The sequence below is a fragment of the Haemophilus influenzae genome, assembly GCF_900475755.1.
Classification (GTDB): Bacteria; Pseudomonadota; Gammaproteobacteria; order Enterobacterales; family Pasteurellaceae; genus Haemophilus; species Haemophilus influenzae_D.
Window position 1 is genome coordinate 1,095,808 of sequence record NZ_LS483411.1, and the last position, 17,084, is coordinate 1,112,891.

Genomic DNA, 17,084 nt, shown 5'->3' on the forward strand with positions numbered 1-17,084 from the left:
ATGCACGACACACCATCAAGAGCGTCTTACACATCAGGAATATTCGCTTTCTTAATTGGACGCATTGCCGATATGTTCTCAAATGTAAATTGGGCTGATGTCGCATCGATTACAGGTATTGTGATTGGTGTCGCCACCTTTCTTGTGAATTGGTATTACAAGAAAAAAGATTTTGAATTAAAAGAAAAAGAACTTAAACAACGGATCCATCATCATGATTAAACGTTCTGCTAAATACATCTGCGCCATATCCGCCGTTGTTGGACTGGTGATTGCCACTCATGGGAATGAAATTCGAACATCAGAAAAAGGCTTGTTACTGATTGGCAATGCAGAAGGTTGCATGAAAAAGCCCTATCAATGCCCTGCCGATGTTTTAACAGTCGGCATAGGCATAACTGATGCTGTTGAAAAAATTGACCGCAATAAAATTTACAGCTTACAAGAAATTGCCGAATTATACGTAAAAGGCATTAAACAATCAGAAAAATGCGTTAATCAATACGCCAACGGGCAAACTATGCCACAAGGTGCATTTGATGCCTTAGTGTCCATTACCTTTAACGTAGGATGTGGCAAATTAAAAAATAGCTCACTTTTTAAAATGGCACGCCAAGGCTACAGCAAAGCCATGTGCGGTCAGTTTGAGCGTTGGATTTATGCCGCAGGAAAAGTGCTAAAAGGCTTAATCGAACGCCGACAAAAGGAGAAAAACCTATGTTTAATTTCTTAACTGCCAAAGAAAGAAGCATTTTACTTATCGGGCCAATACTACTTGTACTCTTGATTATGTTTCTGGGATTTGAGGCTAATTATTGGCGAAAAGAAATGCTCAAAGAAGAACAGCTAAAACTGAAATGGCAAAACGCTTACATTGAGTTAAATCATAGTGTTCAAAATTTTGCCGAACAGCAAGCACAACTTATTCAAGCCGTAAACAACCTCAAAGCAAAATCAACAAACACAGGATTTAAAAAATGTACTTAAATCAAATCAAGATTGGGCTGATAGCCCTTTGCCTGATGATGTTAAACGCCTGCTCAACTCAGCAGGAAATCATTAAGTCGCCGATTCTTTGTCCGCAAACCACAGAGTGCAGTGCCTATTCGCCACAAATCCGCACCAATGGCGAATTAGCCGAAGCCTATTTACGGACACTGCACCACCTTGATTTGTGCATTATCGAGAACTCAAGTTTAAAAAAATGCATGGATGAATTTAATAAAAAGGAACAGCCATGACAGATCAATTCGACCGAGCACAACAGCTTGAAGAAATGCAACGCGAAATCGCCCTGAAAAAACACCGCACTTTTAAAGCAGTAAGTCGCCTTTATTGTGAAGATTGCGATGCACCCATCCCAGAAAAACGCAGACAAATGATTCAGGGCGTAACACGTTGCGTGGTTTCTAAAAAAGAGGGTAATAACGTACAAATTCATTACGCAAAAGAACCAGTATGGGATGAACCACCCCGAGTAAAAGTCTACTTGGAAAACTGGGATTCGCCAATTTTTGAGGGGGATATAGTCTAATGGCAACAGTAGAAGAAGTTCAGGCAAAATTGACCGCACTTATTGCCAATCTTTCTCTGCAGGCACGTAGACAACTTGGGCGAAAAATCGGGCAAGCCTTACGAAAAAGACAATCGAACCGAATTGCACGCCAACAAAACCCCGATGGTTCTGCCTTTGAACCGAGAAAACCACGTAAAGAATTTAGAAAAAAAAGGGCGAATCAAACGCAAAGCCATGTTCGCTAAACTTCGCACCGCCCGACATTTAAAAGTGCGGTCAAATGGTAACGAAGTTTCAGTGGGTTTTAATGGCTCAAGTGCCGCCATTGCTACAGTGCATCAATACGGTTTAAGCGCTAGCCCATCTAAATATAAAGATTTCAAAGTGCAATTACACCAAAATCAATTGCAAGCCCAAGTAAGCCAACAGACAGAATAAATAATGAAAGTATCGCAATCATATTTCCCCCTTTTGCTTGCTCGATTATTGAGCTAAATAATTAATCTTGTTAATAGAAAAGTGAATAAAAATGAATAATTTACAACTTACCGTTTTATTAAATGCCATTGATAAAATTTCTGCTCCAGTTCGCAGTGCATCTAAAAGCGTTAATGAGCTATCGGCAAAACTAAAAGAAAGCAAATCGATTCAGCGACAACTAAATCAGCAAAATAAACAGCATCAAGCTGCAATGAAACAATATGCTTCTGCTATCAACCCATTGAAATCAAAATTAGATTCACTAAATCAAGAATTAGAGCAAGCCAAACAAAAAGCAGCGTCTTATGCTCAATATATGAAGAATGCTCAACATCCTACTGCAGGACTTCAAAAGGAAGTAGAGAAAGCGAAAAGTGCGGTAAAAAACTCAAGCAAGAACAAATTGATGCAGCAAATAAATTACAGCAAGCACGCCAAGAATTAGCAAAATCAGGCATTTCTGCAGAAAAACTCGCGCAAAAGCAAAGAGAACTGCAGAAAAATACCAAAAGCGTAACGGATCAAATTAAAAATCAAGAAGCCGCATTGAAGAAACTCAACGCTAAGCAGGCTGCTTATAATCAATATCGTGGGCAAGTTGAAACTCTCAAAAGTATTAGTGGAAAAGCACAAATTATTGGCGCTCAAGCCTCTGCTGCGGGTACAACGATCACTGCACCAATTGTCAATTCCATTCGAGATTTTATGTCGTTTGAAGATGTTATGGCGGGGGTCGCTCGCCAAGTTCCAGGGCTAAAAGACAAATTTGGGCAATTTACTCCTAAATACGATGAATGGAAAAATAAGATTAAACAGCTTTCAACTGAATTACCTCTTACCACAAATCAAATTGGTGACATGGTTACTGCTGCAGCGAGAATGGATATTCAGGAAAATGAATTGGAAGATTTTATTCGCTTAAATACCCAAATGGCGACAGCATTTGATGCAGAAAACCCCGATGAATTAGTAGAGTTATTTGGTAAAGTACAGAAAAACTTTAAATTAACCACCAAAGATGCCAAAGAGCTAGCCGATACTATTAACTATTTAGATGATAATGCCATTTCAAAGGGGACAGATATTATTAATTTTCTAAATAACACATCAGGAATTGGTAATTTAGTCAAAATTAGTGAAAAGAATCTTGCTGCACTTGGTTCAACTTTATTAACGGCAGGAAACGAAGCCAGTACATCAGCCAAAGCAATCGAAAGTACGTTCAACCGTCTAAGTAAAGCCACTAGAATAAAACCCGTTAATAACGGACTAAAAGCGTTAGGTTTAGATCCAAAAGCGATTCAAAAAGCAATGGTAAAAGATGCTCAAGGCACATTAATGATGATTGTTGAAAAAATAAAAAAATTGCCTAAACATTTATAGGCTGGCGTAATTAGCGATATTGCAGGCGGAAATTATAATACCCAATTAGCAGGGCTTGTTGCCAATACCGAAGAATGGCGCAGACAAATTGAACTGGCAAATAGTGAAGAAGCTAAAAATAGTATGGCTAGGGAATTTCAAACCCGAATGACTACTTTATCAGCAAAATGGCAATTATTTAAAAATCGTTTATTCAATGTAAATAGTTCTGTAGGAGCCAGTTTAAAAGATACGATGACTAGCTTAATGGACGGAGTTGGCTATTTGCTTGATAAAATCCAGACGTGGATTGATAAACATCCTAAATTAACCTCTACTATAGCAAAAACAGCAGCTGCAGTTGGGGAAGTTTAAGCCTATTAGGTGCATTAAGCCTTGCTTTAAGTTTTATACTTTACCCCGCCGCACGGCTATTTTTAGGCTTATCCAAATTAAACGTAATTCTTCCTAAATTTTCAGGACATTTATCATCTGCAGGGCGGCTAATATTAAGAGGATTACTTTCTCCGCTAAAATTAATTGCACTGGCTATCAGTCCACTAGGGATAGTTAAATGCGTGGGCTTACGACCAACCTACATTGGATTATATGTTGTTATATCAATAACCAAGCTAAAACAAGCATAAAGTGCGGTTAAAAAAGCTAATAAAAGAAAGACAAGGAATTAGCTTAAAACTAATAATATTTTGTAGAAATTTTAAAAAATAAAACCGAGCATTTACTCGGTTTTTTCTTTTTTAGAACAGATTGCTAATAAAAATCACTAAGATGATCACGGGGACAACAAATTTCACGTAGTTAAACCAAATTTTGATAAAAGTTGAATATTTTGTTGAAGAAAGTTCTTTTTTGGCTTCATCTTTTAATACAAAACCAACGAAAATAGCACAGCCAAGTGCGGTCAGCATAAAGAGAATATTTCCACTGGCGTAATCATAGAAATCAAAAATGCTTTTGCCGAAGATGGTTACGCTTTTCCATAGATTATCCCCTAAAATTGCTGGAATATTGCCTAATAGAAAGATCCCTCCAAGCGTAAAAATAATGGCTTTACCACGACGCATTCTGAGTTTTTCTTGCAATGCCGTGATGATTACTTCATAAATTGTGATGGAAGTCGTTAGTGCGGCAATTAATAATAAGCCGAAGAAGATAATCGCAAAGAATTTACCTGCCCATAAGTGAGAAAATACGATAGGTAAACTTTGGAATACTAAAGTTGGCCCTGCGTTTGGTTCAATCCCAAAAGTGAAAAGTGATGGGAAAATCATAAAGCCAGCAAGTACAGCAATAATTGTGTTGGTAAAACCTGTGATTACGGCGGTGTGGATTAAGTTTTCTTCTTTATTGAGGTAACTGGAAAGGGTAATTAATACGCCAAAACCAAGGCTTAATGCGAAGAATACTTGACCTAAAACGAAGATAAATAATTGTGGGGTAATTTTGCTGAAATCAGGTTTTAAATAGAATGTAATGCCTTCCATTGCGCCCGATAATGTTACGTTGCGAATAACCATTCCAATTAAGAAGATAAATAGCAGTGGCATTAAATATTTTACCGAACGTTCAATCCCACCAATGATACCCTTTGCCAAGATAATGTAATTCACGACAACAAATAAGAATGTGTAGAACATAATTTCATAAGGGCTGTTGCCGATATGAAGATCGTAGAAATTTTTGGCAATGTCTTTTGTGATGGGGCTTGAAATGTCCAATGTACCGTTAATTAGGCTGATGATATAAGAAATAACCCAACCACCAAGCACCATATAATACGCCATAATGCCAAATGCACCGAGTAAGCCCATATAACCTAATATTTTCCAATATTTAGAAATGCCTTTTCCTTTGTCGAGAATTTTATCGCCGAAGGCATCAATAGAATTTACACGTAAGCGGCGACCTATCACGTTTTCAACTAAAATCATTGGGATACCGATTACAATCATTGCGATGCAGAAAAGTAGAACGTAGGCACCGCCACCATTTTCCCCCACGAGATAAGGGAAACGCCAAGTTGCACCGAAACCGACAGTTGCACCTGCGACCGTCATAACATAAGTTAGGCGGCTCGACCAAGTTTGTCGCTGTTTATTATTTGTTGTCATTTTTTATCCTATTTTTAATAAAAAGTGCGGTAAATAATTAGGCTGTTTTACCGCAAAATTAAAATTCAACTTTTTCTTTATATTCACAAAGATCTTCAATAATGCAAGATCCACAACGTGGTTTGCGTGCAATACAAGTGTAGCGTCCGTGTAAAATCAGCCAATGATGAACATCTACTTTAAATTCATTAGGTACGACTTTAAGCAGTTTTTCTTCCACTTTTACCACATCTTTACCCGCTGCAAAATTAGTACGATTGCAAACACGGAAAATATGGGTATCCACGGCAATGGTTGGGTGACCAAATGCTGTATTTAGTACAACATTGGCTGTTTTTCGCCCAACACCTGCTAATGCTTCTAAGGCTTCACGATTTTCGGGGATTTCGCCGTTGTGCTTTTCGATTAAATCACGGCAGGTTTTGATAATATTTTCTGCTTTACTATTAAAAAGCCCGATAGTTTTAATATAGCTTTTTAAACCGTCTAATCCTAAGTCTAAAATCGCTTGAGGCGTGTTTGCCACGGGGAATAGTTTCTCTGTTGCTTTATTCACGCCTTTATCCGTTGCTTGTGCCGATAGAATGACCGCAATTAATAATTCAAAGGGCGAGTTATACTGTAATTCTGTGGTTGGGTGGGGATTTTGCTCCCGTAATCTTGTGAGTATTTCGATTCTTTTTGTTTTGTTCATATTTTGTAGAAATTAGTCTATTTTATTTATTGAAATTATTTGTTTAGAAGGTTGCAAGCCCCCTTCCGTCACTTCGTGGCACCTTCCCCCGCAAGCAGGGGAAGGCAAGATTTTTTTGAACCTCTTTTTGTCACTTTGTGACATCGCCCTGTAAGTAGGGGAAGCAAGATTTGGTTGCCTTATTTTTTTACATTATCAATTCGATTTTTTATGGCGAGGAGCAAGCCTAAGCCTATAAATGCGCCTGGTGGCAGAATGAAAAGTAAAAAGCTACTGTCTGTATGGTAAATATGGTGCGTTAAAAATTTTGCTTGTTCGCCGAATAGATTTTCGATGCCCTCAAAAATCGTGCCTTGCCCAATAATTTCACGCAATGCACCGAGTACTGTTAAGCTAAGTACCATTCCTAATCCCATTGAAAATCCATCCCAGATCGAATGGAGTAAGCTGTTTTTTGAGGCGAATGCTTCTGCACGACCGATAATAATGCAGTTAGTCACAATTAATGGAATAAAAATCCCCAGTGATTGATAAAGCGTATAAGTGTAAGCATTCATTAAAAGTTGAACCGCGGTTACTGTTGTCGCAATAATCATCACGTAGATTGGAATACGGATTTCCTTAGGAATATATTGACGGAAAAGGGAAATGACCGTATTTGTGCAAGTGAGTACAAGCATTGTTGCTAAGCCCAAACCAAGCGCGTTGGTGGCGGTGCTAGACACCGCTAAAAGCGGACAAAGCCCGAGAAGTTGGACAACCGCAGGGTTATTTTTCCAAATTCCTTGAGTAAAAATATCTTTCCAGATGGATTTTTGTTGATTTTCAACCGCACTTTCTATTTTTTCTTCTTCAAGTGCGGTATTTTTTTCAGTTAAATCTGTCATATTATTTCACTTGTGTTGAAAGCTGTTGTAACAAGGCTCGATTATTTAGCATGATTAATGCTGAGCGTTTAGTTTGATTAACCACTGCGCGAGGTGTAATGGTTGCGCCAGAAAATTGATCAAATTTTCCGCCATCTTTTTTGACTGCCCATTCGCTTAAATTATGTTCATTAATCGATTGATTTGTGAAACCTAAAATCCAGTTAGAAATTCGGCGTTCAATTTTATCGCCTAAGCCTGGTGTTTCGTGATGTTCAATTACTCGTACTCCTAACACTTCGCCTTTCGGATCTAATCCTACAAGCAAGCGAATATCGCCAGAATAACCATCGGGCGCGGTGGTTTCATAGGCATAGGCAGAAACATTTCCATCTTTTTTCGCAAAATAAATTTTCTGAATGCCCAGCAAATTTTTATCTTGAGGAATAACCGCACTTTCTAGCAAATTATTGTTGAAATAATCTTGTGGAATAACTTGTAGAAGTAATTCTCGCTGTTGTGCTGCGATTACCGCATCAATTTTATCTTTTGTTAGGAAGAAAATTCCTGCAGAAATTATTGTGCAAAGTAGGGCAATAAAGCCTAATAATATGCCGTAACGCGATGTGATTTTTACTGTACCCATTATTTTTTTCCTTTTATTGGATAACCAGATACGCGAGGACGTGTGTAATGATCGATAAGTGGAACGCAAATATTACTTAATAAAATAGCAAATGCCACGCCGTCGGGATAATTTCCGTGATAACGAATGAGATAGACAAATAATCCCACTAATGCACCAAAAAAAATTTTTCCTCGTGGTGTAATGGAGGCTGTGACAGGATCTGTGGCAATAAAAAATGCACCAAACATCATTGCACCGCTCACGAGTTGGCTAATTGCACTTAAATGCGTGAAACCAGTGAAAGCGGTGGCTGTGGCTAAACAGAAAAAGGTTACGATCATTGCCACTGGAATTTGCCAGTGAATGATGCGTTTTAAAATAAGGAAAATTCCGCCCACTAAGAAAGCCACATTGACTTGCCACCAGCCTTGAGCAAAGTCGGTTCCATTACCCATAAAAATCGGTAGTTTAATTAATTCATAAAAATCATTTAATTGAGTGTGACTTTTATAGAAAATTTTTGCGCTATCTAAGGGGGTGGCTTGGGTAATACCATCAATGTTATGCGTAAGTTGTGAAAGCGTAAACCCATCAGTGGTTAAGCCTGAAAATATTAATGAAAAGGCATCTGAAAAAGTTGGTGTTTCCTGTAATAAATTAATTGGTGGCATCCAAGTTGTCATTGGTAATGGGAATGAAATTAGAAGAATTACATAGCCAATCATCGCAGGATTGAATGGATTTTGCCCTAAACCCCCATAAACTTGTTTACCTAATAAAACTGCACAGAGTGTTCCAATAATGATGACCCAATAAGGTGCATAAGGTGGAATAGCCATTGCCAAAATTAATGCAGTCAGGGCTACGCTGAAATCTGAAAGATAATTGAGCGGCTTTTTGCCGCGTAATTTTATTGCAATAAATTCCGCAATAATTGCCGTGCCAATGGCTAATGCGGATTGAATTACCACGCCAAATCCAAAATAATAAATTTGCGTGAAAAAAGCGGGCATCATTGCCAATATTACCCAAAGCATAATACGCGCTGTGAGTTTCCCCGAATGGGTATGTGGAGAGCTAACCATTTTAAACATTATTTTATTCCTGATTATTTTCTAATGTTGCTTGTGTTTTTGCTAATTTCTTTGCTTTTGCTCGAGCAATAGCAGCGGCTACGGCGGCTTTTTTAGGGTCAAGTGCGGTTGAATTTTCTTCTGTTTTTTCTACCGCATTTTTTGTTTTTTCTTCATCATTTTCTACGGTTTTTGAATTTGAAATAGCTTCGGCGGTGCTATTTGCTTGCGCAAGTTTTTTCGCTTTTGCACGCGCAATAGCAGCGGCTACGGCGGCTTTTTTAGGGTCAAGTGCGGTTGAATTTTCTTCTGTTTTTTCTACCGCATTTTTTGTTTTTTCTTCATCATTTTCTACGGTTTTTGAATTTGAAATAGCTTCGGCGGTGCTATTTGCTTGCGCAAGTTTTTTCGCTTTTGCACGCGCAATAGCAGCGGCTACGGCGGCTTTTTTAGGGTCAAATGCGGTTGAATTTTCTTGTGTTTTTTCTACCGCACTTTTTGTTTTTTCTACTTCATTTTCTACGGTTTGAGAATTTGAAATAGCTTCGCTAGTGCTATTTGCTTGAGCAAGTTTCTTCGCTTTTGCACGGGCAATAGCAGCAGCTATAGCCGCTTTTTTAGGGTCAAGTGCGCTTGAATTTTCTTGTGTTTTTTCTACCGCACTTTTTGTTTTTTCTACTTCATTTTCTACGGTTTGAGAGTTTGAAACAGCTTCGCTGGTGCTATTTGCTTGCGCAAGTTTTTTCGCTTTTGCACGCGCAATCGCTGCAGCTACAGCTGCTTTTTTCGGATCAAGTGCGGTTGAATTTTCTTGTGTTTTTTCTACTTCATTTTCTGTGGTTTGAGCGTTTGAAATAGCTTCGGCGGTGCTATTTACTTGCGCAAGTTTTTTCGCTTTTGCACGGGCAAGTGCGGCTGCAACCGCTGCTTTTTTCGCATCGGTTGGCTGAACAGATTGTTCTTGATTTTCGACTTGAGATGCTGCTTGCTGACGAGCTAAACGGCGAGCCTTACGTTGTGCCATTAAATCTGTGTTATCCGGTAAAACTTCCCCTTTTTCTGAGGTTAGTGTTTTAATCTGCGTTGATTCTGTTTCATTGGCTTTTTTCGCTTTCAAGCGTTCGAGTGCCGCCTTGACTGGATCTTCCCCTTTAGTTTGGGCTAATTCTTCACGGCGAGCCTGTGCTGCACGTTGTGAACGTGCTTTACGCTCTTGTTCTTCACGTTCCATCCGTGCTTGTTTTGCTTCAAAGCGAATTTTGGCTTCATCTGATTTCTTTTGTTTTTCTTTGATTTGCCAAATTTTTGCTTTTTCTTGGCGGAAATACTGAATTAGAGGAATATGGCTTGGGCATACGTAGGCGCAAATCCCACATTCAATACAATCTTTGAGGGCGTATTCTTCCGATTTTTTGTGATCTTCACTGCGCGCAAACCAATAAAGTTGTTGTGGCATTAAATTTACTGGGCAGGCATCAGAACAGCTAGAACAGCGAATACAAGCCTGTTCTGCTTCAGGTTCGGCATATTCAAGATAATCTGGAGCAAGTAAACAATTGACAATTTTTGTCACAGGCGCATTGAAGTTTGGAAGCTCTAGTCCCATCATTGGCCCACCCACAAATACAGGAAAATACTTGTCAAATTGATAGCCAACATCGCTCAATATTTGGGAAATGGGTGTGCCAAGACGAACCCAATAATTACCTTTTTCAGCGATTTTATTTCCAGTAAGGGTAACGACACGTTCAATTAAAGGCTCGTCATTTATAACTGCTCTTTTTATTGCAAACATTGTTCCCACATTTTGCATTAATACGCCAATGCTGGACGAACGTGCACCACTTGGCACTTCTATCCCTGTGAGCAAATAAATCAGTTGTTTGGTAGCACCTGAGGGATATTTTGTTGGAATGATCCGAACGCTAATGTCATTTGCTCCCTGTAGTGCTTTGCGGATTGCCTCTATGGCTTCAGGCTTGTTATCTTCAATGGCAATGACAACTTTTTCAGGACGCAATATATAACGTAAAATACGAATGCCTTCTATTATTTCATCAGCGCGTTCACGCATAAGACGGTCATCACAAGTGATATAAGGCTCACATTCTGCACCATTGATAATTAAGAGTTTGACTTTTTGCTCTGCTGACTGAATTTTGGCAGCAGTCGGGAATACCGCACCGCCTAAACCTGCTATACCTGCTTGATAGATTTTGTGGATAAGTTGTTCTGGTGATAGCGTTGAAAAATCATCAATAGGATTACGTTCGATCCATTGATCTAAACTATCTGCTTGTAAATGAATTGTGGGTTCATCAAGACCTGAAGGATGGGTGGCAACATAAGGTTTAATCGATTTAATTGTGCCAGAAGTGGGCGCGTGAACTGGCAACATACGCAAGCCATCGCCTTTTGTTAAGGCTTGTCCTTTTAAGACGTAATCGCCCTCTTTTATTAAGAGATTGCCTGTTGTTCCTACGTGCTGTTTGAGTGGAATGTAAAAATCCGTGCCGAGAGGCAGATGGCGTAATGGCTGTGAATTAGATTGAGATTTCATTTCTGGTGGATGAATGCCACCTTTGAAATCCCATAATTTACCGGAATTGAAACGAGATAATACGTCCGCCATTTATTCCCCCACAACCAATTTTTTTTCAGAGCCATCGACATTCATTACTGGAATAACAAGTTTTGCATCAAATTTCCAATCCCAATTATCGATATTTTTTTTCACGGGAATCATTAAAATACAATCTGTCGGGCAGGGAGCAACACAAAGCTCGCAACCTGTACAAAGATCGGGAATAATCGTGTGCATTGCTTTATTTGTACCAATAATGGCATCAACGGGACAGGCTTGGATGCATTTTGTGCAGCCAATACACATATTTTCATCAATAAAAGCGACTTTCTCGATAGGTTCTTCTACGCCATCCATTGTTGGCACATCAACCCCTAGAATTTCGGCAATTTTTACGATAGTTGTTTGACCACCTGGAATACATTTTGTGATTTCATCGCCATTGCAAATGGCTTCAGCATAAGGCTTACAACCAGGATAACCACATTGCCCACATTGGCTTTGCGGTAAAATAGCATCAATTTTCTCTACGACAGGATCAGCTTCCACTTTGAGCTTAATTGATGCAAAGCCCAAAATTGCACCGAAAATTAAAGCAAGTAGCGTAATTACGATGAATAAAAAAGTCATTATTTCTTTCTTTTTCCTGAAAAATACTGAGACAGCCCAATAAATAAAATTAAGAGAGTTATTATCATTAAAAAGTAAATCATTTTATTACTTTACAAGTCCTGTAAATCCCATAAAAGCGAGGGACATTAAGCCTGCAGTAATTAAAGCAATGGCTGAACCGCGAAAAGTGACTGGTACATCAGCTGCGACTAAACGTTCACGAAGTGCGGCAAAAAGTACCAATACTAAGGAAAAGCCGAGAGATGCACCAAAACCATAAACGACAGATTCTGTTAAATTATGAGCAAGATTTATATTTAATAGTGCGACACCAAGTACTGCGCAGTTTGTGGTTATCAAAGGCAAGAAAATGCCGAGTAAACGATATAATGTTGGACTTGTTTTGTTTATTGCCATTTCGGTAAATTGCACCACTACAGCAATAACTAAAATAAACACTAATGTACGTAAAAAAGTGGCATTTAAGGGAATTAGAATATAATGATCAACTAAATATGCACAAAGGGAAGCAACGGTTAAAACAAACATTGTTGCTAATCCCATTCCCACAGCCGTTTCAATTTTTTTGGATACGCCCATAAAAGGGCAAAGTCCTAAGAATTTTACCAATACAAAATTGTTAATTAATGCGGTTCCGATAATTAATAAAATATAGTGCGTCATTATTTTTTGCCTTTTGAATAGGGGCGTTATTATCCCTATTTATGGAAGCAAGAACAATAGAAAATTTTGCTAAGGGGAAATGCTAAATAGCGATTTTGGTCTTTATTCATACCACTTTCAATCATTCGGAGATTGTCCCAATTTGGCCAAGAACCAAATTGACTGCCATCTTTTTATGAATTAAATATAATAAAACCCCTAAAGATTGGAGAGTGTCTTAATGACAAAGATTTGTCTTGTAAACATAGAAATAAAAACTTCTGTCTTTTTTGTGAATAAATGTTTAGTACATAAAGTCTTTAGACTGTTTTGCACTATAACGATGAATGATATTTATCGCACTTTCTTCAGCTTGTCGTCCGAATTTTTTTATTAGGGATTTTTTTAAACGGTATTTAACATTAAGCACCTGTTTTTCTTTCATTTTTTCCAAAATTAAATCATCACTCGTTGAGATTTCATCGACAAGTTGTAATTCAATGGCTTGTTGTCCAAACCAATGTTCGCCTGTTGCGATTTTATCAATATCTAGGCAAGGGCGATTTTGTGAGACAAACTGTTTGAATAATTTATGTGTTTCTTCCAATTCTTGTTGAAATTTTTGTTTGCCTTTTTCCGTATTTTCGCCCAATACGGTCACTGTACGTTTAAATTCGCCCGCAGTCATTACATCTACATCGACATCGTGTTTTTTCAATAGTCGATGAACATTTGGAATTTGAGCGACAACGCCAATAGAACCGATAACAGCGAAAGGTGCGGATACAATTTTATCGGCAACGCAAGCCATCATATAACCGCCACTTGCAGCCACTTTATCAACGGCAACGGTTAATTTTATGCCTTTTTGTTTTAAGCGAGACAATTGAGAGGCTGCAAATCCATAATTATGCACAATGCCACCAGGACTTTCTAAACGTAGTAATACTTCATCTTCAGGTTTGGCGACATTTAAGATAGCTGAAATTTCTTCGCGAAGTGCGGTTGTTTCTGAGGCTGAAATATCGCCGCAAAAATCTAATACATATACGCAAGCTTTCTTTTCATCTTCTAAAGTATCGCCTTTTTTCAATTTTTCTTTACGTTTTTTAGCATTTTGTTTTTCAGCTTTTTTTTCTGCTTTGGCTTGCTGTTTTAGTTCTTCTTCAGAAAGATTAAAATCACGTAATAAACGAACTTGTTCATTAAATTCTTTTGATAAATCTTTAATTTCTAATTCTCCCGTTTTAGACTTCTTATGTTGGCGATAAGAAATAATCAAACCAACAATAGCAAGAATGAGTAATAAAATTGTTAAAATTTCCAAAATAAAAATTCCATAGCCTGTTAAAATATCGTTCAACATTGTTACTCCCGTTGATATTTAATGGATTAAATTTTCACGACACTGGTTTAGTGTGTAGATCGCCAACATAATAAAACATTGTGATTGTTTTTGCTATTTATAACAAAAAATTTTAAATTAATTCTTACTTTTTATATTTTCATTTTGCTTAATTTGGCATAGCATAAGCGAGTATTTCATTTATACCAAAGGAGCAATTATGAAATTACGTGCTGTTGTATTAGGTCTTGCCACTTTATGCGCAAGTACGGCAACCTTTGCTGGAATGGTTTCTACGTCATCTAACCTTGAGTTTTTAGCGATTGATGGTCAAAAAGCCTCTAAATCTCTCGGAAAAGCTAAGACATTTACTGTAGATGATACTCAAAGCCATCAGGTTGTTGTGCGTCTAAATGAAATTGTTGGTTCAGGATCGAATCAATCTCTTTTTGAATCTAATCCTGTGATTGTGACATTTCAAGGTAATGCTGAAGATTTAGTTATTTCTGCACCAGTTATTCGTAATCTTGACAGTGGCGATAAATTCAATCAAATGCCAAATATTACTGTGAAAACAAAATCAGGTAATGCTATTTCAGCGAAAGTGGATGTGTTAAAACAAGAAGGTTTATTCCCAAGTGCTAATGTGCTAAATGATCTTGCTGAATATAATGCGTCTGGTGCAGCTGCATCAGTTTCTGCATTTGCTGCAACAACTTCTGCTAATTCAATGGTTGCTGCTCCAGCAGGTAATGCAAAAGCGAATAAAGGCAAAGTGGTTGTTCAGGGCGAAAATGTTGCAGAGCAACAGCTTCAATATTGGTTCCAACAAGCGGATAAAGAAACTCAAACACGTTTCTTAAAGTGGGCAAAATCCCATAAATAATGACCGCACTTTATACAATAAAAAGTGAGCCTTGTTGCTCACTTTTCTATTTTGATAAGGATTTGAAATGAATATTCGGTTAAATGCTAAAGTAATTTCTACAATTCCTGTTTTTATTGCCGTAAATATTGCGGCAGTGGGAATATGGTTTTTTGATATTTCTTCGCAATCAATGCCTTTGATTCTCGGCATCATTGCAGGTGGTTTGGTGGATTTGGATAACCGTTTAACTGGACGATTGAAAAACGTATTTTTTACCCTTATTGCCTTTTCTATTTCTTCCTTTATTGTGCAGTTACATATTGGTAAGCCTATCCAATATATTGTGTTAATGACGGTGCTGACATTTATTTTCACTATGATTGGTGCCGTGGGGCAGCGTTATAGCACCATTGCTTTCGGTTCATTAGTGGTTGCGCTTTACACCACATTAACTTATATCCCAGAGGTAAATGTATGGTTTATTAACCCTGTAATGATTTTATGCGGTACCTTGCTGTATAGCGTGGTAACTCTGATTGTTTACCTGTTTTTCCCAAATCGCCCCGTGCAAGAAAGTGTCGCTAAAGCGTTTTGTGCGTTGGGCGAATATTTAGATACCAAATCCTGTTTTTTTGATCCTGACGAAGTGGCTGAGATTGAAAAAAAACACCTCAATTTTGCGATGAAAAATGCGAATGTTGTCACGGCATTTAATATTGTGCGTACCGCACTTTTTTACCGTATTAGAGGGCAACATCGCCATCCTCGTACCCAGAGAATGTTACGTTATTATTTTGCTGCGCAAGATATTCACGAACGCGCCAATTCTACGCATTTTGATTATCAACAAATAACGGAAAAACTAAAAAATACAGATTTGATTTTCCGTATTCAACGTTTGTTAGAACTACAAGCACAATCCTGTAAAGAAATCACGGCGAGTTTACGTGAAAATAAACCTTATCATTTTAATGAACGTGTGGAACGTGCGCTTTTAGGCACCTTGCATTCCTTTGAACTATATAAAGTACAGCATCTAAATGCTCAAGATGAACTGATTGATATCCAAACCTTGTTAGATAATTTACAAAGTATTAACTGGCAACTTCGCCAGTTAGCACAAGACACGACGGTTACAGAACAATTAGCTCAAATTCATACGGAACAAATCACTGGGTTAAAAAATATCAGTGCGGTGATTTTTAGCCATTTTACTTTTGAGTCACCGTTGTTCCGTCATGCGGTACGATTATCTATTGTGGTATTTTTATGTTGTGCAATTGTTGAGTTTTTCCAATTTAATCTGGGTTATTGGATTTTATTGACTACTGTATTTGTGTGTCAGCCAAACTATTCTGCAACTAAAGTACGTTTACGTCAGCGTATTATTGGCACGATATTAGGCGTAGTGGTGGGATCTCTATTACCTTATTTAAATCCAACTTTAGAATTAAAACTGGGTCTTGTGGTGCTTACAAGCACGTTGTTCTTTTTCTTTCGTAGTAATAATTACAGTTTCTCGACCTTTTTCATCACACTGCAAGTATTGCTCAGTTTTGATGTCATGGGATTTGATACGGCAGCCGCCTTAATGCCTCGTTTACTTGATACATTACTTGGTGCCGCGATTTCATGGTTTGCCGTATCTTACTTATGGCCAGATTGGAAATATTTGCAACTTGATAAAGTGAGCCATCAAGCATTGCGTAGTGATGCGGTGTATTTATTGCATATTATTAGCCAATTGCAATTTGGTAAAAGTGACGATCTTAAATATCGCATAGCACGTCGCAATGCGCATCAATATGCAGCCGCACTGAGTACAACGCTTTCTAATATGAATAATGAGCCAGTGAAATATAAGGCATATTTACAGAAAGGTTTTGATTTGCTCAAGCTTAATTATTCTCTATTAAGCTATATTTCAGCACTGGGAGCTTATCGCGACAGAATGAAAAATTTGCAACAGACCGCACAGTTTTTATCTGGTTTTTATCCTGTGGCAAAGAAAATTATTTATACCTTAGAACATATTGAAGAAATACCTGAAGCTATTTTTAACCAACAGCAAGAAAGTATCGAAACACATTTAAAAGAATTGGAAAAACAAGAGATGACCGCAGAAGAACGCGCCGTCTTTAGTTTGCCGTATCAACAATTGAATTTGATTACCCAACTATTGCCACAATTTTATGGGTATTTTAAGAAAGAGATAAACTGTCAGAGTGCGGGAGCGTTATAAATATAAAAGTGCGGTTGAT

General features: G+C 37.9%; 15 protein-coding genes and 4 pseudogenes. 10 read left to right on the forward strand and 9 right to left on the reverse strand.

Annotated elements, in window-relative coordinates; genetic code table 11:
* The 8 genes and pseudogenes from DQN24_RS05430 to DQN24_RS09100 all read left to right on the forward strand — a co-directional run bounded on the left by DQN24_RS05430 (window position 1) and on the right by DQN24_RS09100 (window position 3,733).
* Window positions 1-222: a phage holin gene (locus tag DQN24_RS05430; RefSeq protein ID WP_048949896.1), complete on the forward strand. Its 222-nt coding sequence runs from the start codon at window positions 1-3 to the stop codon at window positions 220-222.
* Entirely contained in the window at window positions 215-733 is a 519-nt protein-coding gene (locus DQN24_RS05435) for a lysozyme (RefSeq protein WP_111695498.1), read from the forward strand. Before DQN24_RS05430 ends, DQN24_RS05435 begins: the two co-directional genes overlap by 8 nt.
* Window positions 718-1,063, forward strand: a pseudogene (locus DQN24_RS05440) (chemotaxis protein). The gene DQN24_RS05435 and the pseudogene DQN24_RS05440 overlap by 16 nt, the downstream one beginning before the upstream one ends.
* Window positions 978-1,241: an Rz1-like lysis system protein LysC gene (gene lysC, locus DQN24_RS05445; protein WP_041175355.1), complete on the forward strand. Its 264-nt coding sequence runs from the start codon at window positions 978-980 to the stop codon at window positions 1,239-1,241. The pseudogene DQN24_RS05440 and the gene lysC overlap by 86 nt, the downstream one beginning before the upstream one ends.
* A pseudogene (locus DQN24_RS08990) lies at window positions 1,238-1,450 on the forward strand (TraR/DksA C4-type zinc finger protein); the annotation flags it as partial. The gene lysC and the pseudogene DQN24_RS08990, both read left to right, overlap by 4 nt.
* A gap of 83 nt (window positions 1,451-1,533) precedes the next feature.
* A pseudogene (locus DQN24_RS05455) lies at window positions 1,534-1,954 on the forward strand (phage virion morphogenesis protein).
* 91 nt (window positions 1,955-2,045) lie between these two features.
* Window positions 2,046-2,441, forward strand: a complete 396-nt coding sequence (locus DQN24_RS09095) for a hypothetical protein (protein ID WP_227894314.1) — start codon at window positions 2,046-2,048, stop codon at window positions 2,439-2,441.
* A 278-nt stretch (window positions 2,442-2,719) separates the two neighbouring features.
* Window positions 2,720-3,733: pseudogene (locus tag DQN24_RS09100) on the forward strand (phage tail tape measure protein).
* Window positions 3,734-4,116: 383 nt separating this feature from the next.
* Here DQN24_RS09100 and DQN24_RS05465 read toward each other — a convergent pair.
* From DQN24_RS05465 to sohB, 9 genes are all read right to left on the reverse strand, one after another.
* Window positions 4,117-5,490: a sodium-dependent transporter gene (locus tag DQN24_RS05465; RefSeq protein WP_041175354.1), complete on the reverse strand. Its 1,374-nt coding sequence runs from the start codon at window positions 5,488-5,490 to the stop codon at window positions 4,117-4,119.
* A 58-nt stretch (window positions 5,491-5,548) separates the two neighbouring features.
* Window positions 5,549-6,184: an endonuclease III gene (nth, locus tag DQN24_RS05470; protein WP_005631918.1), complete on the reverse strand. Its 636-nt coding sequence runs from the start codon at window positions 6,182-6,184 to the stop codon at window positions 5,549-5,551.
* A 179-nt stretch (window positions 6,185-6,363) separates the two neighbouring features.
* Entirely contained in the window at window positions 6,364-7,071 is a 708-nt protein-coding gene (locus tag DQN24_RS05475) for an electron transport complex subunit E (protein WP_021035384.1), read from the reverse strand.
* Window position 7,072: 1 nt separating this feature from the next.
* Window positions 7,073-7,696 carry an electron transport complex subunit RsxG gene (gene rsxG, locus DQN24_RS05480; RefSeq protein ID WP_021035383.1) on the reverse strand — a complete coding sequence of 208 codons (624 nt, stop codon included), beginning with the start codon at window positions 7,694-7,696 and terminating at the stop codon, window positions 7,073-7,075.
* Window positions 7,696-8,772: an electron transport complex subunit RsxD gene (gene rsxD / locus DQN24_RS05485; RefSeq protein WP_041175353.1), complete on the reverse strand. Its 1,077-nt coding sequence runs from the start codon at window positions 8,770-8,772 to the stop codon at window positions 7,696-7,698. The genes rsxG and rsxD overlap by 1 nt, the downstream gene beginning before the upstream one ends.
* Window positions 8,773-8,776: 4 nt before the next feature.
* Window positions 8,777-11,383, reverse strand: coding sequence for an electron transport complex subunit RsxC (rsxC, locus tag DQN24_RS05490; RefSeq protein ID WP_111695499.1), 2,607 nt, complete (start codon window positions 11,381-11,383; stop codon window positions 8,777-8,779).
* The gene (gene rsxB / locus DQN24_RS05495; protein ID WP_005631904.1) at window positions 11,384-11,965 is read right to left on the reverse strand and encodes an electron transport complex subunit RsxB; all 582 of its coding nucleotides are present in this window, start codon (window positions 11,963-11,965) and stop codon (window positions 11,384-11,386) included.
* A gap of 87 nt (window positions 11,966-12,052) precedes the next feature.
* Window positions 12,053-12,631, reverse strand: a complete 579-nt coding sequence (gene rsxA, locus DQN24_RS05500) for an electron transport complex subunit RsxA (protein WP_005631902.1) — start codon at window positions 12,629-12,631, stop codon at window positions 12,053-12,055.
* A gap of 283 nt (window positions 12,632-12,914) precedes the next feature.
* Window positions 12,915-13,976, reverse strand: coding sequence for a protease SohB (sohB, locus tag DQN24_RS05505; RefSeq protein WP_021035375.1), 1,062 nt, complete (start codon window positions 13,974-13,976; stop codon window positions 12,915-12,917).
* A 199-nt stretch (window positions 13,977-14,175) separates the two neighbouring features.
* Here sohB and DQN24_RS05510 point away from each other — a divergent pair, with 199 nt between their 5' ends.
* Entirely contained in the window at window positions 14,176-14,841 is a 666-nt protein-coding gene (locus DQN24_RS05510; protein WP_105894267.1) for a curli polymerization inhibitor CsgI-related protein, read from the forward strand.
* Window positions 14,842-14,908: 67 nt separating this feature from the next.
* The gene (gene yccS, locus DQN24_RS05515) at window positions 14,909-17,065 is read left to right on the forward strand and encodes a YccS family putative transporter (protein WP_111695500.1); all 2,157 of its coding nucleotides are present in this window, start codon (window positions 14,909-14,911) and stop codon (window positions 17,063-17,065) included.
* Window positions 17,066-17,084 lie beyond the last annotated feature (19 nt).